14 protein-coding genes are annotated in these 15355 nt (G+C 65.3%); 6 read left to right on the top strand and 8 right to left on the bottom strand.

The window, feature by feature from the left end; all coding sequences use genetic code 11:
- Window positions 1-220 precede the first annotated feature (220 nt).
- The 4 genes from hslV (at window position 221) to ILT44_RS10250 (ending at window position 3617) form a co-directional block, all read left to right on the top strand.
- Window positions 221-748, top strand: coding sequence for an ATP-dependent protease subunit HslV (gene hslV / locus ILT44_RS10235; protein WP_204239550.1), 528 nt, complete (start codon window positions 221-223; stop codon window positions 746-748).
- Window positions 749-867: 119 nt separating this feature from the next.
- Window positions 868-2178 (top strand): ATP-dependent protease ATPase subunit HslU, encoded by a 1311-nt coding sequence (gene hslU / locus ILT44_RS10240; protein ID WP_204239471.1) that lies wholly within the window; start codon window positions 868-870, stop codon window positions 2176-2178.
- Window positions 2179-2321: 143 nt separating this feature from the next.
- On the top strand, window positions 2322-3086 hold the full coding sequence (locus tag ILT44_RS10245; RefSeq protein ID WP_204239472.1) for an endonuclease III domain-containing protein: 765 nt from the start codon (window positions 2322-2324) through the stop codon (window positions 3084-3086).
- Window positions 3087-3158: 72 nt separating this feature from the next.
- Entirely contained in the window at window positions 3159-3617 is a 459-nt protein-coding gene (locus tag ILT44_RS10250) for a BA14K family protein (protein WP_204239473.1), read from the top strand.
- 60 nt (window positions 3618-3677) lie between these two features.
- Here the strand turns inward: ILT44_RS10250 and ILT44_RS10255 are convergent, their stop codons facing one another.
- Complete coding sequence (locus tag ILT44_RS10255) at window positions 3678-4028, bottom strand: RidA family protein (RefSeq protein WP_204239474.1); 351 nt, start codon at window positions 4026-4028, stop codon at window positions 3678-3680.
- A gap of 134 nt (window positions 4029-4162) precedes the next feature.
- Complete coding sequence (locus tag ILT44_RS10260; RefSeq protein ID WP_204239475.1) at window positions 4163-4777, bottom strand: pyridoxamine 5'-phosphate oxidase family protein; 615 nt, start codon at window positions 4775-4777, stop codon at window positions 4163-4165.
- Between the two features lie 182 nt (window positions 4778-4959).
- Here ILT44_RS10260 and ILT44_RS10265 point away from each other — a divergent pair, with 182 nt between their 5' ends.
- Window positions 4960-6600, top strand: a complete 1641-nt coding sequence (locus tag ILT44_RS10265; RefSeq protein WP_239468062.1) for an adenylate/guanylate cyclase domain-containing protein — start codon at window positions 4960-4962, stop codon at window positions 6598-6600.
- A gap of 81 nt (window positions 6601-6681) precedes the next feature.
- Here ILT44_RS10265 and pnp read toward each other — a convergent pair whose 3' ends face one another.
- Window positions 6682-8856, bottom strand: a complete 2175-nt coding sequence (gene pnp, locus ILT44_RS10270; RefSeq protein WP_204239477.1) for a polyribonucleotide nucleotidyltransferase — start codon at window positions 8854-8856, stop codon at window positions 6682-6684.
- Window positions 8857-9073: 217 nt separating this feature from the next.
- Complete coding sequence (gene rpsO, locus ILT44_RS10275) at window positions 9074-9343, bottom strand: 30S ribosomal protein S15 (RefSeq protein WP_204239478.1); 270 nt, start codon at window positions 9341-9343, stop codon at window positions 9074-9076.
- A 301-nt stretch (window positions 9344-9644) separates the two neighbouring features.
- Here rpsO and ILT44_RS10280 point away from each other — a divergent pair, with 301 nt between their 5' ends.
- Entirely contained in the window at window positions 9645-10187 is a 543-nt protein-coding gene (locus ILT44_RS10280) for a ferritin-like domain-containing protein (RefSeq protein WP_204239479.1), read from the top strand.
- Between the two features lie 110 nt (window positions 10188-10297).
- Here the strand turns inward: ILT44_RS10280 and truB are convergent, their stop codons facing one another.
- From truB to ILT44_RS10300, 4 genes are all read right to left on the bottom strand, one after another.
- Window positions 10298-11218, bottom strand: a complete 921-nt coding sequence (gene truB, locus ILT44_RS10285) for a tRNA pseudouridine(55) synthase TruB (protein WP_204239480.1) — start codon at window positions 11216-11218, stop codon at window positions 10298-10300.
- Window positions 11215-11643 carry a 30S ribosome-binding factor RbfA gene (gene rbfA, locus ILT44_RS10290; protein ID WP_204239481.1) on the bottom strand — a complete coding sequence of 143 codons (429 nt, stop codon included), beginning with the start codon at window positions 11641-11643 and terminating at the stop codon, window positions 11215-11217. The genes truB and rbfA overlap by 4 nt, the downstream gene beginning before the upstream one ends.
- A gap of 157 nt (window positions 11644-11800) precedes the next feature.
- Window positions 11801-14680 (bottom strand): translation initiation factor IF-2, encoded by a 2880-nt coding sequence (gene infB, locus ILT44_RS10295; RefSeq protein WP_204239482.1) that lies wholly within the window; start codon window positions 14678-14680, stop codon window positions 11801-11803.
- The gene (locus tag ILT44_RS10300) at window positions 14677-15348 is read right to left on the bottom strand and encodes an RNA-binding protein (RefSeq protein ID WP_204239483.1); all 672 of its coding nucleotides are present in this window, start codon (window positions 15346-15348) and stop codon (window positions 14677-14679) included. The genes infB and ILT44_RS10300 overlap by 4 nt, the downstream gene beginning before the upstream one ends.
- Window positions 15349-15355: the final 7 nt, after the last annotated feature.

The following is a 15355-nucleotide window of genomic DNA, read 5'->3' on the forward strand; positions in this document are numbered from 1 at the left end:
TGGGGTGAGGGAAGGCCGATGCCGGATGAGGTGCTGCGGAGTCCGTGTTGCGGCGGCGGTGCTTTGCTGGTGAAGCCGCACACCCTCACCCCTGCCCCTCTCCCGCCCGGGAGAGGGATACACTCGCGTTGTTTTCGAGCGATGAATGCTTAAGTGAGGGTCCGAACGATCTTTCCTGCCCGCCGGAGCCCGTGCCTTGTCCGAAGACGCCACCCCCCGCATGCATGCCACCACCATCCTCATGGTTCGCAAGGGCGGCCGCGTCGTCATCGGCGGCGACGGGCAGGTCAGCCTCGGCCAGACCGTAGTGAAGGGCAACGCGAAAAAAGTCCGCCGTCTCGCCAAGGGCGGGGTGATCGGCGGCTTCGCCGGCTCGACGGCGGATGCCTTCACCCTGTTCGAGCGCCTCGAGGGCAAGCTCGAGCAGTATCCCGGCCAGCTCACCCGCGCCTGCGTCGAGCTCACCAAGGACTGGCGCACCGACCGGTACCTGCGCCGCCTGGAGGCGATGATGCTCGTCGCCGACAAGGACGTCGGTCTGCTGCTCTCCGGCGCCGGCGACGTGCTCGAGCCGGAGAACGGCATCATGGCCATCGGTTCCGGCGGTAATTATGCGCTCGCCGCAGCCCGGGCTCTCGCCGACAGCGGCATGGATGCGGAAGCCATCGTGCGCCGCTCGCTCTCGATTGCGGCCGAGATCTGCGTCTATACCAATGCGAACATCGTCATCGAAACACTGGAAACTTAATTGCCCGTCATGGCCGGGCTTGTCCCGGCCATCCACGTCTTCAACCCCTCCACGCCGGAAGGCGTGGATCCCCGGAACAAGTCCGGGGATGACGATCACCCTTTGAGCCAAGATATCCCATGACCACCTTTTCCCCCCGCGAAATCGTTTCCGAACTCGACCGCTACATCGTCGGCCAGAACGACGCCAAGCGCGCGGTCGCCATTGCCCTGCGCAACCGCTGGCGCCGGCAGCAGCTCGAAGGCAGCTTGCGCGAAGAGGTGGCGCCCAAGAACATCCTGATGATCGGCCCCACCGGCTGCGGCAAGACCGAGATCTCCCGGCGCCTCGCCAAGCTTGCGGGCGCGCCGTTCCTCAAGGTCGAAGCGACCAAGTTCACGGAGGTCGGCTATGTGGGCCGCGACGTGGAGCAGATCGTGCGCGACCTCGTGGAGATCGGCATCGGCCTCGTGAAGGACGAGCGTCGCCGTCAGGTTCAGGCCAAGGCTCATATCGCAGCCGAGGAGCGCGTGCTCGATGCGCTCGTAGGCACCACGGCGAGCGCCCCCACGCGCGACTCGTTCCGCCGCAAGCTGCGCGCCAACGAGCTCGACGACAAGGAGATCGAGATCGAGCTGCAATCGGGAGGAGGGCAGGGGCTGCCCATGTTCGATATTCCCGGCATGCCCGGCGCCGCGGTCGGTGCGATCAACCTCTCCGACATGTTCGGCAAGGCTTTCGGCGGAAAGCCCAAGACCCGACGCACCACCGTGCGCGAGGCCTACGATCCGCTGGTCACCGAAGAAGCCGACAAGATGCTCGACCAGGATGCCATCGTGCAGGAGGCCCTGCGCCAGGTGGAGAACAACGGCATCGTGTTTCTCGACGAGATCGACAAGATATGCGCCCGCGAAAACCGTGGCGGGGCCGATGTCTCCCGCGAGGGTGTGCAGCGCGATCTGCTGCCCTTGATCGAAGGAACCACCGTCTCGACGAAATACGGATCCGTGAAGACGGACCACATCCTCTTCATCGCGTCGGGCGCCTTCCATGTGTCGAAGCCCTCGGACCTGCTGCCGGAGCTGCAGGGCCGCCTGCCGATCCGCGTGGAGCTGTCGCCGCTGACGGTGGAGGATTTCCGACGCATCCTGACCGAGACGGAGGCGAGCCTCATCAAGCAGTCGGTCGCGCTAATGCGCACGGAAGGTGTCGAGCTCGTCTTCACGGACGATGCCATCGATGCGCTGGCGCAGGTGGCCGTGGACGTGAACAACTCCGTCGAGAACATCGGCGCGCGTCGCCTGCAGACGGTGCTGGAGCGCGTGCTCGACGACGTCTCCTTCACCGCGCCCGATCGCTCGGGCGAGATGGTGACCATCGATGCATCTTACGTGCGCGGCGAGGTGGAATCGCTGGCGAGGAACACGGATCTGAGCCGGTTCATTTTGTGATGTGAAAGTCTTCATCGTCATCCCCGGACTTGTTCCGGGGATTTACGTCTTTGCCGTGGGTTGAAGACGTGGATGGCCGCAACAAGTGCGGCCATGACGCGAAAAGCACGGAACCACCTCGCTGATTCGCGACTTGCCTCGGGATGAATCCAGACCTGCAGGACTCGAAGGAGAAAGCGCTCGTCATCCATGAGCGCCTCTGCGCGGTCTATGGCTGTCCAATCCCCTACTTCCATTCCCTCGATCCTTTGAGCGAGCTGATCTCCTCGCTTCTGTCTCACCGCACCCGCAACGCGGATTCCGGACGCGCCTTCAAGGCGCTTCGTGCGCGCTATGCCGATTGGCATGCGCTGTCGAACGCCCCGACGGATGAGGTGGAGGCAACGATCCAGGGCGTGACCTGGCCCGAGCAGAAGGCGCCGCGCCTGCAGGCCGTGCTGCGCGCCATCGAGGAGCGGCACGGCAGCCTCTCGCTGGACTTCCTGAAGGACATGCCGGTCGAGGAGGCGCGGGCCTGGCTCGAGAGCATCCCGGGCATCGGGCCGAAGACCAGTGCGGCAGTGCTGTCGTTCTCGGTGCTGCGCCGGGCGGCCCTTCCCGTGGACAGCCATCACCACCGGGTGGCCCAGCGCACGGGCCTCATTCCGCAATCGACGGCGGTCGGACCGTCCCATGCGGCCCTGGCCGCTCTTCTGCCGGAGGATTGGGACGCACAACAGGTTTACGACCATCACGAGGTGATGATGCTGCACGGCCAGCGCTGCTGCTTCTTCAAGAACCCGGCCTGCGGGCGCTGCGCGGTCCTGGATCTGTGCCCGACGGGGCAGGGCCGGGTGGAGGGGAGGCGGGTTGTAGCCGCGAGGCCTGGAAGCGCGGATCTTCACGCCTCACGTTCCCGCGAGAGCTAGCCCTAAATTCCTGAGAAACGGAACGACATTCGGGTTTCCGCGTTCGCCTCCCGACATTGGAGGAATAGTCCCATGCGTAAATTCTTTGTGGCTCTGGCCGCAACGGCCACTCTCGGAACTTTCGGCCTTGCACCGGCCTCGGCCGCCGAGGCGCAGACCGCGCCTGTGCAGGATCTCGTTGCAGCCCTCCAGAAGGGCGAGGTTCAGTCCGACTACGTTCAGTATCGCCGCTATTACGGTGGCCGGCATTATTATGGCGGCGGCCCGCGCTACGTGGAGCGCCGGTATTATGGCCGGCCTTATGCGGGCCGCTACTACCGCCGTGACTACGGCTACGGCTCGGCTGCCGCAGCGGGCGCCATTGGTCTCGCCACCGGCGCCATTATCGGGGGTGCCATCGCCCAGTCGCAAGCTCAGGCCGCTCCGGTCTATGGCGGCAATGCTGCCTATTGCGCTCAGCGCTACCGGTCCTACGACCCGGCTTCGGGCACCTATCTCGGCTTCGACGGCCTGCGCCATCCCTGCCCGTAAGACTATGCAGGTGTAAATGAATGAAGCGGGCCTTTATGGCCCGCTTCTTTTTTGACGAACTTACTTCGCGGCGATGACGGCGATCTCGACCTTGAAGGCGGGCGTGGCGAGCTTCGCCTCGACGGTGGCGCGGGCCGGGGTGTTGCCGGGCGAGACCCAGGCGTCCCATACGGCGTTCATTTCCTGGAACGTGCCCATGTCGGTGATCCAGATGTTGGTCATCAGGATCTTCGACTTGTCGGTGCCGGCTTCGGCCAGCAGGCTGTCAATGATGGACAGGATTTCCTTCGTCTGCTCGGTGACGCTCTGGCCGGCGGTCTGGTTGGCGACCTGGCCTGCGAGATAGACCGTGTTGCCGTGAACGACGGCGCCGCTCATGCGCGGGCCGGGCTTGATGCGCTGAATCGTCATGGATTGTCCTTGAGCCTCACTTCGGAAAAAACGAGACTTGTCTTTTCGGGGGCAGGGCGCTTGAGGTCAAGCGCATCGTGCGCAAAAGGGGTCCCGGTTCAGCGCTTCCAACGATGCGCTCGATGAAATGACCATCAGTAAAGAGTTGTGCGCTGCCGTTCCGGCAACGCCTTGTCGTAGGCCTCGCCGTCGACCTCGTCGTTCGTCAAAGCTGCCAGGATCTGCCCTGCGCTCGGCAGGCTCGCGCGCGCCACGTGCCGCTCCGGATTCCACAGCTCGGAGCGCAGGATCGCGCGGGCGCACTGGAAAAACACCGTGTCGACGGTGATCACGATCACGGATCTCGGCGGCTTGCCATCGATGGAAAAGCTCTCGAGCAGGCCCGGCTCGACGGAAATCACTGCCTGCCCGTTCACGCGCAGGGTCTCGCCGATGCCGGGAATCAGGAAGAGCAGGGCGACGCTCGGGTCGCGCACGATGTTTTTCAGCGAATCGATGCGGTTGTTGCCGCGCCGGTCCGGCAGGAGCAGGGTCTTGTCGTCCCGGATGCGCACGAAGCCCGGTCCATCGCCGCGGGGCGAGCAGTCGAGCCCCTCCGGCCCGCGTGTCGCCAGCGCCGCGAAGGGCGCCGCCTCAATCAGGGCGCGGTATTCCGGCACGAGCCGGTCCGTCTCCTTCCGGAGCGAGGCCTGGTTGACCTCGCCGTAATGGGCTTCGAGTTCGGAGAGGGTAGTGATGGTGTGGGGCATGATTCGAGGCGTGTTTCCGCTGTCCTGGGAATAAACTGATTCAAAGCCCAGTCTAGGAGGTGTGATTTGACTTTGGCGAGAGGGGCTGCACCTGCATACCCGATGCCCGCCACAGATGCAGGATCGTGACCTCTCATCCGCCCATGAAGCAAACCAGCACAAAACCTGCATCCGAGGCGGCTTTGCCCGGAACCCCGATTCCCTGGCGGGAAATCCGCCTGATCTCGGGCCTCGTGCTTGCCGCCTTTCTCCTCACCCATTTCAGCAACCATGCCCTCGGGCTCGTCTCCGTCGAGGCGATGGAAGCCGGGCGCGCCTGGTTCAACCGGCTGTGGCGCAACCCGATCAGTACGGTCCTCCTTTACGGCTCCCTTCTTCTGCACTTCCTGCTCGCTCTGCAGGCGCTCTACCGGCGCCGCACCCTGCGGATGCCCCTCCGCGAGGCGGCGCAGCTGATCCTCGGCGTGAGTCTGCCCTTCCTCCTGATCGGGCATGTGGTGGGAACCCGAATCGAATGGGCTTTGACCGGGCATAATTCCGGCTATCCCGAGGTGGTCCGCAACCTCTGGCTCCTCAGCCCCGAGATCGGCGCCCGACAAGCCGCGGCCCTCGTCATCGCCTGGCTGCACGGATGCCTCGGGATCTATTTCTGGCTGCGCCCGAAACCCTGGTTTCCCGCTTACGCGCTGCTTCTCTACACGGGAGCCGTGCTCGTCCCCGTCCTCGCCCTGCTCGGCTTCGCGGAGGCAGGCCGGGAGATCGCCGAGGCGCCGGAGCGGTTTGCCACGCCCCCGGCTCCCACCTCCAACATCCTGCCCCTGATGGGTCCGGGCCTCTATGCTTTCTTCGGCGGTCTTCTGGCCTTGACGATCGCCGGCCGCATCGTTCGCAGCGCTAACTTATGGTCGCGGCGGGTCCGCATCCGCTACCCCAACGATCAGGTCGTCACCGTGCCGGCGGGGTTCAGCGTGCTGGAGGCCAGCCGCACCGCCGGAATCCCGCACATCTCGGTCTGCGGCGGGCGGGGGCGCTGCTCCACCTGCCGGGTGAGGGTACTCGACGGCTTGCAGGACCAGCCGCCGCCCACCGCCCAGGAGCGGGGCACGCTCGCGCGCATCAAGGCGGGCCCCAATGTCAGGCTCGCCTGCCAGTTCAGGCCGGTCCGCGAGATCACCGTCGTGCCGATCCTGTCCACCGGACGCAACGGCGTGACTGCCCTGGTGCGCGGCGGCCGGGCCCAGGGGCAGGAACGGGAGGTCGCGGTGCTGTTCTGCGACCTGCGCGGCTTCACCAGCCTCACCGAGAAGCGCCTGCCCTTCGACACGGTGTTCATCCTCAACCGCTACTTCGAGGCGGTGGGCGAGGCGGTGGAGGATGCGGGCGGCTATATCGACAAGTTCATCGGCGACGGGGTGCTGGCCCTGTTCGGCCTGAGCACGACTCCGCAGGAGGCCGCCAAGCAGGCACTGGACGCGGCGCTCAGGATCAAGGCGGGGCTCGCCCGCCTCAACGAGGATTATGCCAGCGAGTTCGAGCATCCTCTGCGAATCGCCATGAGCCTTCATGCGGGCCCCGCCATCGTCGGGCAGATGGGCTACGGCCAGGCCACGAGCCTCACGGCGGTGGGCGACACCATCAATGCGGCGAGCCGCCTGGAGGGTCTTGCCAAGGAGCTCGACGTGGAGCTCGTGATCTCCGAGGACCTCGCCACCCGCGCCGGCCTCGACCTCTCCGACCGCAACCGCCAGATCGTCTCCATCCGCGGCCGCGCGGCACCGCTGGGGAGCTGGATCATTCCGGAGGTGGGGAGCCTTGTGCGCTGATCTCCAGCAATATTTCATTGGAGCAACAAAAAAGCGCGGCGAGAGCCGCGCTTTCTCCATTCTTAGTCAGGCTTAATGCAATTACTCCCCCGCAGCCTTCTGCTGGTCGCGCTGGTTGCGCTCGGCGTCGCGTTCGGCCTTGAGCTGCTCGGTGATGTCCTCGCCGGTCTCCTGGTTGACCACCTTCATGGAAAGACGGACCTTGCCGCGCTCGTCCATGCCTAGGAACTTCACCTTCACCTTGTCGCCTTCCTTGACCACATCGGTAACCTTGCCGACGCGGTTCTTGGCGAGCTCCGAGATGTGCACGAGGCCGTCGCGGGAACCGAAGAAGTTCACGAAGGCGCCGAATTCCATCACCTTCACCACCGTGCCCTCGTAGATCGTGTTGATCTCGGGCTCGGCCACGATGGAACGGATCCAGTTATAGGCCGCCTTGATCGACTTGCCGTCGGCGGACGCGATCTTGATCAGGCCGTCGTCGTTGATGTCGATCTTGGCGCCGGTCTTCTCCACGATCTCGCGGATGACCTTGCCGCCCGAACCGATGACTTCACGGATCTTGTCGACCGGGATCTGCATGGTCTCGATGCGCGGGGCATGCTCGCCGAGCTCGGCGCGCGGTGCGGTCAGTGCCTTGTTCATCTCGGCGAGGATGTGCGTGCGGCCGGCCTGAGCCTGGTCCAGCGCCACGCGCATGATCTCTTCCGTGATGCCGGCGATCTTGATGTCCATCTGGAGCGAGGTGATGCCCTGCTCGGTTCCGGCCACCTTGAAGTCCATGTCGCCGAGGTGGTCCTCGTCGCCGAGGATGTCTGACAGGACCGCATAGCGCTCACCCTCGAGGATGAGGCCCATGGCGATGCCCGCCACCGGACGGCGCAGCGGCACGCCCGCATCCATCAGCGCCAGCGAAGCGCCGCAGACGGAGGCCATCGACGAGGAGCCGTTCGACTCGGTGATCTCCGACACGACGCGGATCGTGTAGGGGAAGTCGTGAGCCGCCGGAAGCATCGGGTGGATGGCGCGCCAGGCGAGCTTGCCGTGGCCGATTTCGCGGCGGCCAGGCGAGCCCATGCGGCCCGTCTCGCCGACGGAATAGGGCGGGAAGTTGTAGTGCAGCAGGAAGGTTTCCTTGCGGGTGCCCTCCAACTGGTCGATGAACTGCTCGTCCTCGCCGGTGCCGAGCGTGGTCACGACCAGCGCCTGGGTCTCGCCGCGGGTGAACACGGCCGAGCCGTGGGTGCGCGGCAGAATGCCGACTTCCGACTGGATCTGACGCACGGTCTTGAGATCGCGGCCGTCGATGCGGGTGCCGGTATCGAGGATGTTCCAGCGCACGACCTTGGCCTGGGCCTCCTTGAAGACCGCCTTGACCTTCTCAGCCTCGAAACGGGCCTCGCCTTCGGCCGGGCAGAGCGCTTCCATCACCTTCACCTTGACGGCGTCGACGGCGGCATAGCGGTCCTGCTTCTTGGTGAGCTTGTACGCTTCGCGCAGGTCCTTCTCGGCGATTTCGAGAACGGCCTTCTCCACCTCGGACATATCGGCCGGCTGATAGTCGCGCGGCTCCTTGGCGGCCTTCTCGGCGAGGCGGATGATGGCCTCGATCACCGGCTGGAAGTGCTTGTGGCCGAACATCACGGCGCCGAGCATCACGTCTTCCGCCAGCTCCTTCGCCTCGGACTCGACCATGAGCACGGCGTCGGCGGTGCCGGCGACCACGAGGTCGAGGGAGGTCTGGTCCATCTCCTGCAGCGGCGGGTTCAGCTTGTACTGGCCGCCGATATAGCCGACGCGGGCCGCGCCCACCGGGCCCATGAAGGGCACGCCGGAGAGGGTGAGGGCAGCGGATGCCGCCACCATGCCGACGATGTCGGGATCGTTCTCAAGATCATGCGAGAGCACGGTCACGACAACCTGGGTGTCGTTCTTGTAACCCTCGACGAAGAGGGGGCGGATCGGGCGGTCGATGAGGCGGGAGACCAGGGTCTCCTTCTCGGTCGGACGGCCTTCGCGCTTAAAGTAGCCGCCCGGGATGCGGCCGGCGGCATAGGTGCGCTCCTGGTAGTTCACCGTGAGCGGGAAGAAATCGAAACCGGGCTTCGGCTCCTTGGCCGAGACGACGGTGGCGAGAACGGTGGTCTCGCCGTAGGTGGCGACGACGGCGCCGTCGGCCTGGCGGGCCATCTTGCCCGTTTCGAGCACGAGCTTGCGCCCGGCCCAGATCAGTTCTTCGCGTTGAATATCGAACATGCTTTTTCGTCTTTCATGACAGCAGGGGCGGGGGCTCGATGCCATGAGCAAGACGGCAAGAGGCTCGGCAGCGGGTTTGGCCCGCCTGCGTAAGCCCCTTGCGATCCTGCCATGGTCATCGCGTCTGCCGCCTCCTTCGAGAACACCGGGACCCTATGGTCCAAACCGGTGCAGAGGCCGTCCGGAGCCGGGCTCCGGACGGAAGTCTTTGAAAAGCTTAGCGGCGGATGCCGAGCTTCTCGATCAGGGTCTTGTAGCGGCTCTCGTCCTTCTTCTTCAGATAGTCGAGAAGCGAACGGCGGGCCGACACCATCTTCAGGAGACCACGACGGGAATGGTTGTCCTTCGTGTGGCTCTTGAAGTGCCCGGTCAGGTTGTTGATCCGCTCGGTGAGGATCGCGACCTGCACCTCGGGGGAGCCGGTATCGCCAGCCTTCTGGGCGAATTCCTTCACAAGCGCGTTCTTGCGCTCAGCCGTAATCGACATCGTCAGTCCTTTCAGGTTGGTTTTGTCAGGAGACCTTTTAGCCCTTCAGGCTTCGGGTCCGGTTCGTCCGGAAGGGCCGGGCCGGGATGTCGTCCAGCGCGGTCCGAACCAGGACGCGTCTTTCAGGGCTTAAAAGCCTCCGAAAAGATGGCGCACCATACACGAAAAGCGGTGAAGTGCCAGAGAAATCATTTTTCCCAAGCGGGGCAATAGGATGCTCCCGTTCGGCAAGGCTGGCCGGAACAAGTTTTCGCGGCTGCTGTTGGTGAAGCAGACATCCCCAATACAGGAAGCTGATATCATGAGTGCCACCACAGGCATGGCCGACCTTACGTCTTCGGAAGACATCCGGAACATCTTCATCACCGGCCTCGAAAATGCCCACGCCCTCGAGAAGCAAGCCATCCAGCTCATGGAGCGGCAGGTCGAGCGGTTCGAGAACTATCCGGAAATGTCGGACCTCCTGCGCCGGCACATCACCGAGACGGAAGGCCAGATCCGCCGTCTTGACGAGATGCTGCACTCCTTCGGTGCGGACCGCTCGATCCTGAAGGACATGGCCACCCAGTTCATGGCCAACCTGGCCGCCGCCGGCCACATGCCGATGGCCGATGAGGTGCTCAAGAACACCTTCGCCAACCACGCCTTCGAAAACTTCGAGATCGCGTCGTACAAGTCGCTGATCGTCATGGCCGAGGCGTCCGGGAACCAGAAGTTCATCCCGGCTCTCCAGGAGAGCCTGCGGGAGGAGCAGAAGACAGCCCAGGCGATCCACGACATGATCGAGCCGATCACCCAGAAGTTCCTGACACGCTCGGCGCAGGGGCTGAAGGCTGACCGATAAGCTTTTATCCGAAATCTTCGTCATGGCCGGGCTTGTCCCGGCCATCCACGTTTTAAGGGCGTAAAGACGTGGATCCCCGGAACAAGTCCGGGGATGACGCTTGAGGATGATCAAACCCCCAGATTGAACACCCGGTGCGGCACGAGCTCACCGCGCTCCACATCGCCCACGGCGACGAGCACGCCGTTGCAGGTGGCATAGACTTTTCCTGAGAGCGGCGCTTCGCGGCCGCGCAGAATGATCGACTGGCCACGCATCAGGCGGGCGGCCATATCGCGGCTGACCGCAATCGCAGGGATCTCGTTCAAAGCGGTTTCGACCGGGCGCAAAGCCGCCGGATCGGCGGCGACGTCGTCCACTGTCACGGCATCATGCTCCGTGAACGGTCCGACGCGGGTGCGCCGCAGGGCCGCGATGTGGCCGAGGCAGCCGAGCGCTCGGCCGAGATCGCGGGCGATGGCGCGCACATAGGTGCCCTTGCCGCAATCGGCCTCGATCACCGAGCGGTTGCCCTCATGGTGGATCAGGGAGAGGCGATCAATCTCGACCGTGCGGGGCTGCAGCTCCACCACCTCGCCATCGCGGGCAAGGTCATAGGCGCGCTCGCCGGCGATCTTGATGGCGGAGAAACGCGGCGGCACCTGCTGCACCTGTCCGGTGAAACGGGGCAGGTGAGCTTCGATCTCGACCGGGTCCGGCAGCTTGTCCGTGCGCTCGACGATCTCGCCCTCGGTGTCGTCCGTCGTCGTCTCCGCGCCCCAGGCGATGGTGAACACGTAGGATTTGCGTCCGTCCATGACGAAGGGCACGGTCTTGGTCGCCTCGCCCAGCGCAATCGGCAGGATGCCGGAGGCGAGCGGGTCGAGGGTGCCGGCATGTCCCGCCTTCTTGGCGGAGAGGCCGCGCTTGACCACGGCGACCGCATGGGTCGAGGTCATGCCGACGCCTTTGTCGAGGATGATCCATCCGTTGACGTCGCGCTTCTTCGGGCGGTCGCCGTGCGGCCTCCGCTGCGGGCGTTCCTCGCTCATCGCTCTGACTCGCTGTCCTCGTCGGAGAGGTCGGGCCTGACGGTGTCGCGGGCGACGCGCTCGGAGCGCAGCAGCGCGTCGATGCGGGCGGCCTCATCGAAGCTCTCGTCGCGGCGGAAGCGAAGATCGGGCGCGAATTTCAAGTTCACCCGGCGGGCGACCTCCTGGCGCAGCAGCTTCCTGTTCTTGTCGAGGGCCTTGAGCACGGCTTCCTCGTCCCGGCCGCCCAGCGGCATGACATAGGCGGTGGCGAGCTTGAGGTCCGGCGACATGCGCACTTCGGGGATCGTGATGACGTTCTTCGTCAGCACGTCGTCCTGCAGATCGCCGCGGGAGAGGACCTCGGCGAGCGCGTGACGCACGAGCTCGGCGACGCGCTGCTGGCGCTGGGTGGGTCCAGTGGTTTGTTCGAAACGTTTGGCCATTGTTTGTCTCCGGGGTTGGACCGGACCATTGCGAGATGAATGGCCGGGTCGGGCCCAGCCTCTCGATTCTGTGAAAATTCAAGCCCATCAAAGCGAGATCACCGGGACAAGCCCGGTGACGACGCATTGTTTCAGGAATGAGGAGCGAAACGACGCCTTACAGCGACCGCTTCACCTCTTCCACGCGGTAGCATTCGATCAGGTCGCCGACGCGCATGTCCTGGTAGTTCTCGAAGGACATGCCGCATTCCTGACCGGACGTGACCTCGCGGGCATCATCCTTGAAGCGCTTGAGCTGCGAGAGCCTGCCTTCGTGGATCACCACGTTGTCGCGGATCAGGCGGACATGGGCGCCGCGCTGCACCACGCCGTCGAGGACGCGGCAGCCGGCGATCTTGCCGACCTTCGAGACGTTGAACACCTCGAGGATCTGCGCCTCGCCGAGCCGCTCCTCGCGGAGCGTCGGAGCGAGCAGACCTGACATCGCCGCCTTCACGTCATCCACGAGGTCGTAGATGATGTTGTAGTAGCGGATCTCGATGCCGGCACGCTCGGCCGCCTCGCGCGCTTCCTTATGGGCACGCACGTTGAAGGCGAGGATGATGGCGTTCGATGCTTCCGCCAGGGTGACATCGGATTCCGAGATGCCGCCGACGCCGGCCTGGATGATGCGGGCGGCGACTTCCTCGTTGCCCACCTTTTCCAGCGCGCCGACGATGGCTTCCGCCGAGCCCTGCACGTCGGCCCGGACCACGAGCGGGAATTCCTTGCGGCCCGCTCCGGCCTTGAGGTCGTGCATCATGTCGGCCAGCGTCCGTCCGGCCGAGCCCATGCGGGCGGCCTGACGCTCGCGCTTCTGGCGGGTGCGGTACTCGGTGACCTCGCGGGCGCGGGCCTCCGACTCGACCACCGCCACGCGGTCGCCGGCTTCCGGAGTGCCGTTGAAGCCCAGAACCTCGACCGGGACGGAGGGACCTGCCTCCTTCACGTTGGCGCCGAGATCGTTGATCAGGGCGCGCACGCGGCCCCATTCTGCACCGGCCACGACGATGTCGCCGGTGCGTAGCGTTCCGCGCTGCACGAGCACGGTGGCCACGGGACCACGGCCGCGATCGAGCTTCGCCTCGATGACGGTGCCTTCCGCCGAGCGCTCGGCATTGGCCTTGAGCTCGAGGATTTCGGCCTGGAGCTGGAGACCTTCGAGCAGGGTCTCGAGACCGTCCCGCGTCTTGGCGGAGACCTCGAATTCGAGGGTTTCGCCGCCCATCGACTCGACGACGATGGAGTGCTGCAGCAGCTCGGTGCGAACCCGCTGCGGGTTGGCGTCGGGCTTGTCGATCTTGTTAATCGCCACGATCAGCGGCACGCCGGCCGCCTGCGCGTGGTTGATGGCCTCGATGGTCTGCGGCATGACGCCATCATCGGCCGCCACCACCAGCACGACGATATCCGTCACCTTGGCGCCACGGGCGCGCATGGCCGTGAAGGCGGCGTGGCCGGGTGTGTCGATGAAGGTGATCTTGCCGCCGAGGGGCGAGGTCACCTGATAGGCGCCGATATGCTGGGTGATGCCGCCGGCTTCGCCGGAGACCACGTTGGTCTTGCGGATCGCGTCGAGCAGCGAGGTCTTGCCGTGGTCGACGTGGCCCATGATGGTCACGACCGGCGGACGGGTGACGAGGTTCTCGTCCACATCCGGCGTATCGAACAGACCTTCCTCGACGTCCGATTCAGCAACGCGCTTCACCGTATGGCCGAGCTCTTCCGCAATCAGCTGGGCTGAATCGGAATCGATCACGTCGGTGATCTTGTGCATCTGGCCTTGCTTCATCAGCATCTTGATCACGTCCACGGCGCGTTCCGACATGCGGTTGGCGAGTTCCTGGATGGTGATCGTCTCGGGAATGATCACCTCGCGGGCGATCTTTTCCTTCTGTTCCACCTGGCGGTGACCCATGAGACGCTGGTTGCGACGACGGAAGGCAGCGAGCGAGCGGGTACGCTCGTCCTCGCCCGAGGTCGCGTTGGCGAGCGTCAGACGGCCGCGGCGCTTCTCCTCGCCGGGGGCAGCCTTCGGGGTCTTCGGCAGAGCCGCGGGCTTTGCCGCAACGCCCGGACGACGGATGGTGCGTGCACCCTCGTCGTCATCCACCACGACAGCGCGGGCGGCAACGGGCGGAGCCGTGCGGGCATGGGGCTTTGCCGTTTCCGGATCGGGCACGACCGGCGCAGCCGGGCGCGCCATATGGTTCAGGCTCGGCGGACGGCCACCCGTAGTTCCGACGCCTGGACGGCTGAAGCCACCCGAGCGGGGTCCGTCAGAACGCGGGCCGCTCGGGCGCGGGCCGTCGGAGCGGGCCCCGGCGGGACGCGGGCGATCCGGGCGGGGACCATCGAAACGGCCACCCTCCTGGCGCGGAGCGCCGGTTCGGGCTGATGGAGCGGAATTCTGAGCCTGACGCGGGGCCTCTTCGCCCAAGCGGCGACGGGCCTCCTCCTCGGCGCGGCGCTTACGCTCCTCGTCCTGGCGACGGCGCTCGTCTTCCTCGCGCTTGCGGGCCTCGGCGGCTTCGCGATCCTTGGCCTCGGCGGCCTCGCGCTCGGCGCGGCGGGCATCCTCTTCGACCTGCTTTTTGCGGTCTTCCTCGTCACGGCGGCGCGCATCGACGAGCGCGTTCATGCGGGCATCGCGCTCCTGCTCGGAGAGCGTCTGCAGCACCATGCCGCCGGAACGGGGCGTGTTCGGCGCGGACCGCTGCGGACGTGCTCCTTGAGCGGGAGCCGCCGGCTTCGGCGTCGGGGCAGCCGGCCTGGGCGCAGCCGCGGGAGCCGCGGCCTGTTGCGGCGCGGGTCTTTCGTCCTTGCCCCCGGTGGGGCCGACAGCAGGCCGACGCTTCACCGTCTCGACCACGACCGACTTGGATCGGCCATGGGAGAAGCTTTGGCGCACCACGCCCTGTTCGACGGGGCGCTTCAGAGAAAGCGTCTTGGGCGACACATGAAGAGTCTTGTCGCCCTGGTTTTTCGTATCGGTCATTCCGCCTCAGTTCCTGCGGGTTTCATAGTCGTGGGTTCGCCGGTCTCGTTTTCGAGGCCAGTTTGATCGGCGTCGATGCCGCGAAAGGTGCGGTAACGATGCCAGCGGTTCAGAAAGCCGTCGCTCCCAGCGCCCGCGACGAGGGCAGCATGTATCACATGTGTCCGGCCTAATGCCAAATCCAATTCGTCATTCGACAATTCTTGGATGACCGGAAAGTGAGATATTGCGTCGCCGAGGCGTTTTCGCAACTGGTTCGCTAATTTTCTTCGCCCATCTTCTGCCGCCTCTGCGGCATGAATAAGGGCAACGATGGGTTTATCCGTGATCGCCGACTCGACTTTGTGAAAGCCGGTGATCACCCCGCCCGCCTTGTTGGCGAGCGCCAAACCCTGGCGCAGGTCGTCCCGGAGAAGGCGCTCGATGTCCTGGGCCAGGGTCTCGGGAGCCTTGGCCTCGGCCTTGAAGGCGCGGGAGAAGAGGCGGCGTTTGGCCGCTTCCTCCACGATGTCGGAGCGGGCCGTGACCCAGACGCCGCGGCCCGGCAGCTTAGCCTTAAGATCGGGCACGACCTGGTGGTCGGGTCCGAGGACAAAGCGGATCAGTTCCGCGGGGCCTTTCGCCTCGCGGGTGACGATGCAGGTGCGCTCCGGTTCATGCCGCGGCACGGGTGCT

Source organism: Microvirga arvi, assembly GCF_016892765.1.
Lineage (GTDB): Bacteria > Pseudomonadota > Alphaproteobacteria > Rhizobiales > Beijerinckiaceae > Microvirga > Microvirga arvi.

Bases quoted from the DNA above. Each gene is read 5' to 3' on its own strand.
- hslV (WP_204239550.1), top strand. From the start codon at position 221: ATGCATGCCACCACCATCCTCATGGTTCGCAAGGGCGGCCGCGTCGTC.
- hslU (WP_204239471.1), top strand. From the start codon at position 868: ATGACCACCTTTTCCCCCCGCGAAATCGTTTCCGAACTCGACCGCTAC.
- ILT44_RS10245 (WP_204239472.1), top strand. From the start codon at position 2,322: ATGAATCCAGACCTGCAGGACTCGAAGGAGAAAGCGCTCGTCATCCAT.
- ILT44_RS10250 (WP_204239473.1), top strand. From the start codon at position 3,159: ATGCGTAAATTCTTTGTGGCTCTGGCCGCAACGGCCACTCTCGGAACT.
- ILT44_RS10255 (WP_204239474.1), bottom strand. From the start codon at position 4,028: ATGACGATTCAGCGCATCAAGCCCGGCCCGCGCATGAGCGGCGCCGTC.
- ILT44_RS10260 (WP_204239475.1), bottom strand. From the start codon at position 4,777: ATGCCCCACACCATCACTACCCTCTCCGAACTCGAAGCCCATTACGGC.
- pnp (WP_204239477.1), bottom strand. From the start codon at position 8,856: ATGTTCGATATTCAACGCGAAGAACTGATCTGGGCCGGGCGCAAGCTC.
- rpsO (WP_204239478.1), bottom strand. From the start codon at position 9,343: ATGTCGATTACGGCTGAGCGCAAGAACGCGCTTGTGAAGGAATTCGCC.
- ILT44_RS10280 (WP_204239479.1), top strand. From the start codon at position 9,645: ATGAGTGCCACCACAGGCATGGCCGACCTTACGTCTTCGGAAGACATC.
- truB (WP_204239480.1), bottom strand. From the start codon at position 11,218: ATGAGCGAGGAACGCCCGCAGCGGAGGCCGCACGGCGACCGCCCGAAG.
- rbfA (WP_204239481.1), bottom strand. From the start codon at position 11,643: ATGGCCAAACGTTTCGAACAAACCACTGGACCCACCCAGCGCCAGCAG.
- infB (WP_204239482.1), bottom strand. From the start codon at position 14,680: ATGACCGATACGAAAAACCAGGGCGACAAGACTCTTCATGTGTCGCCC.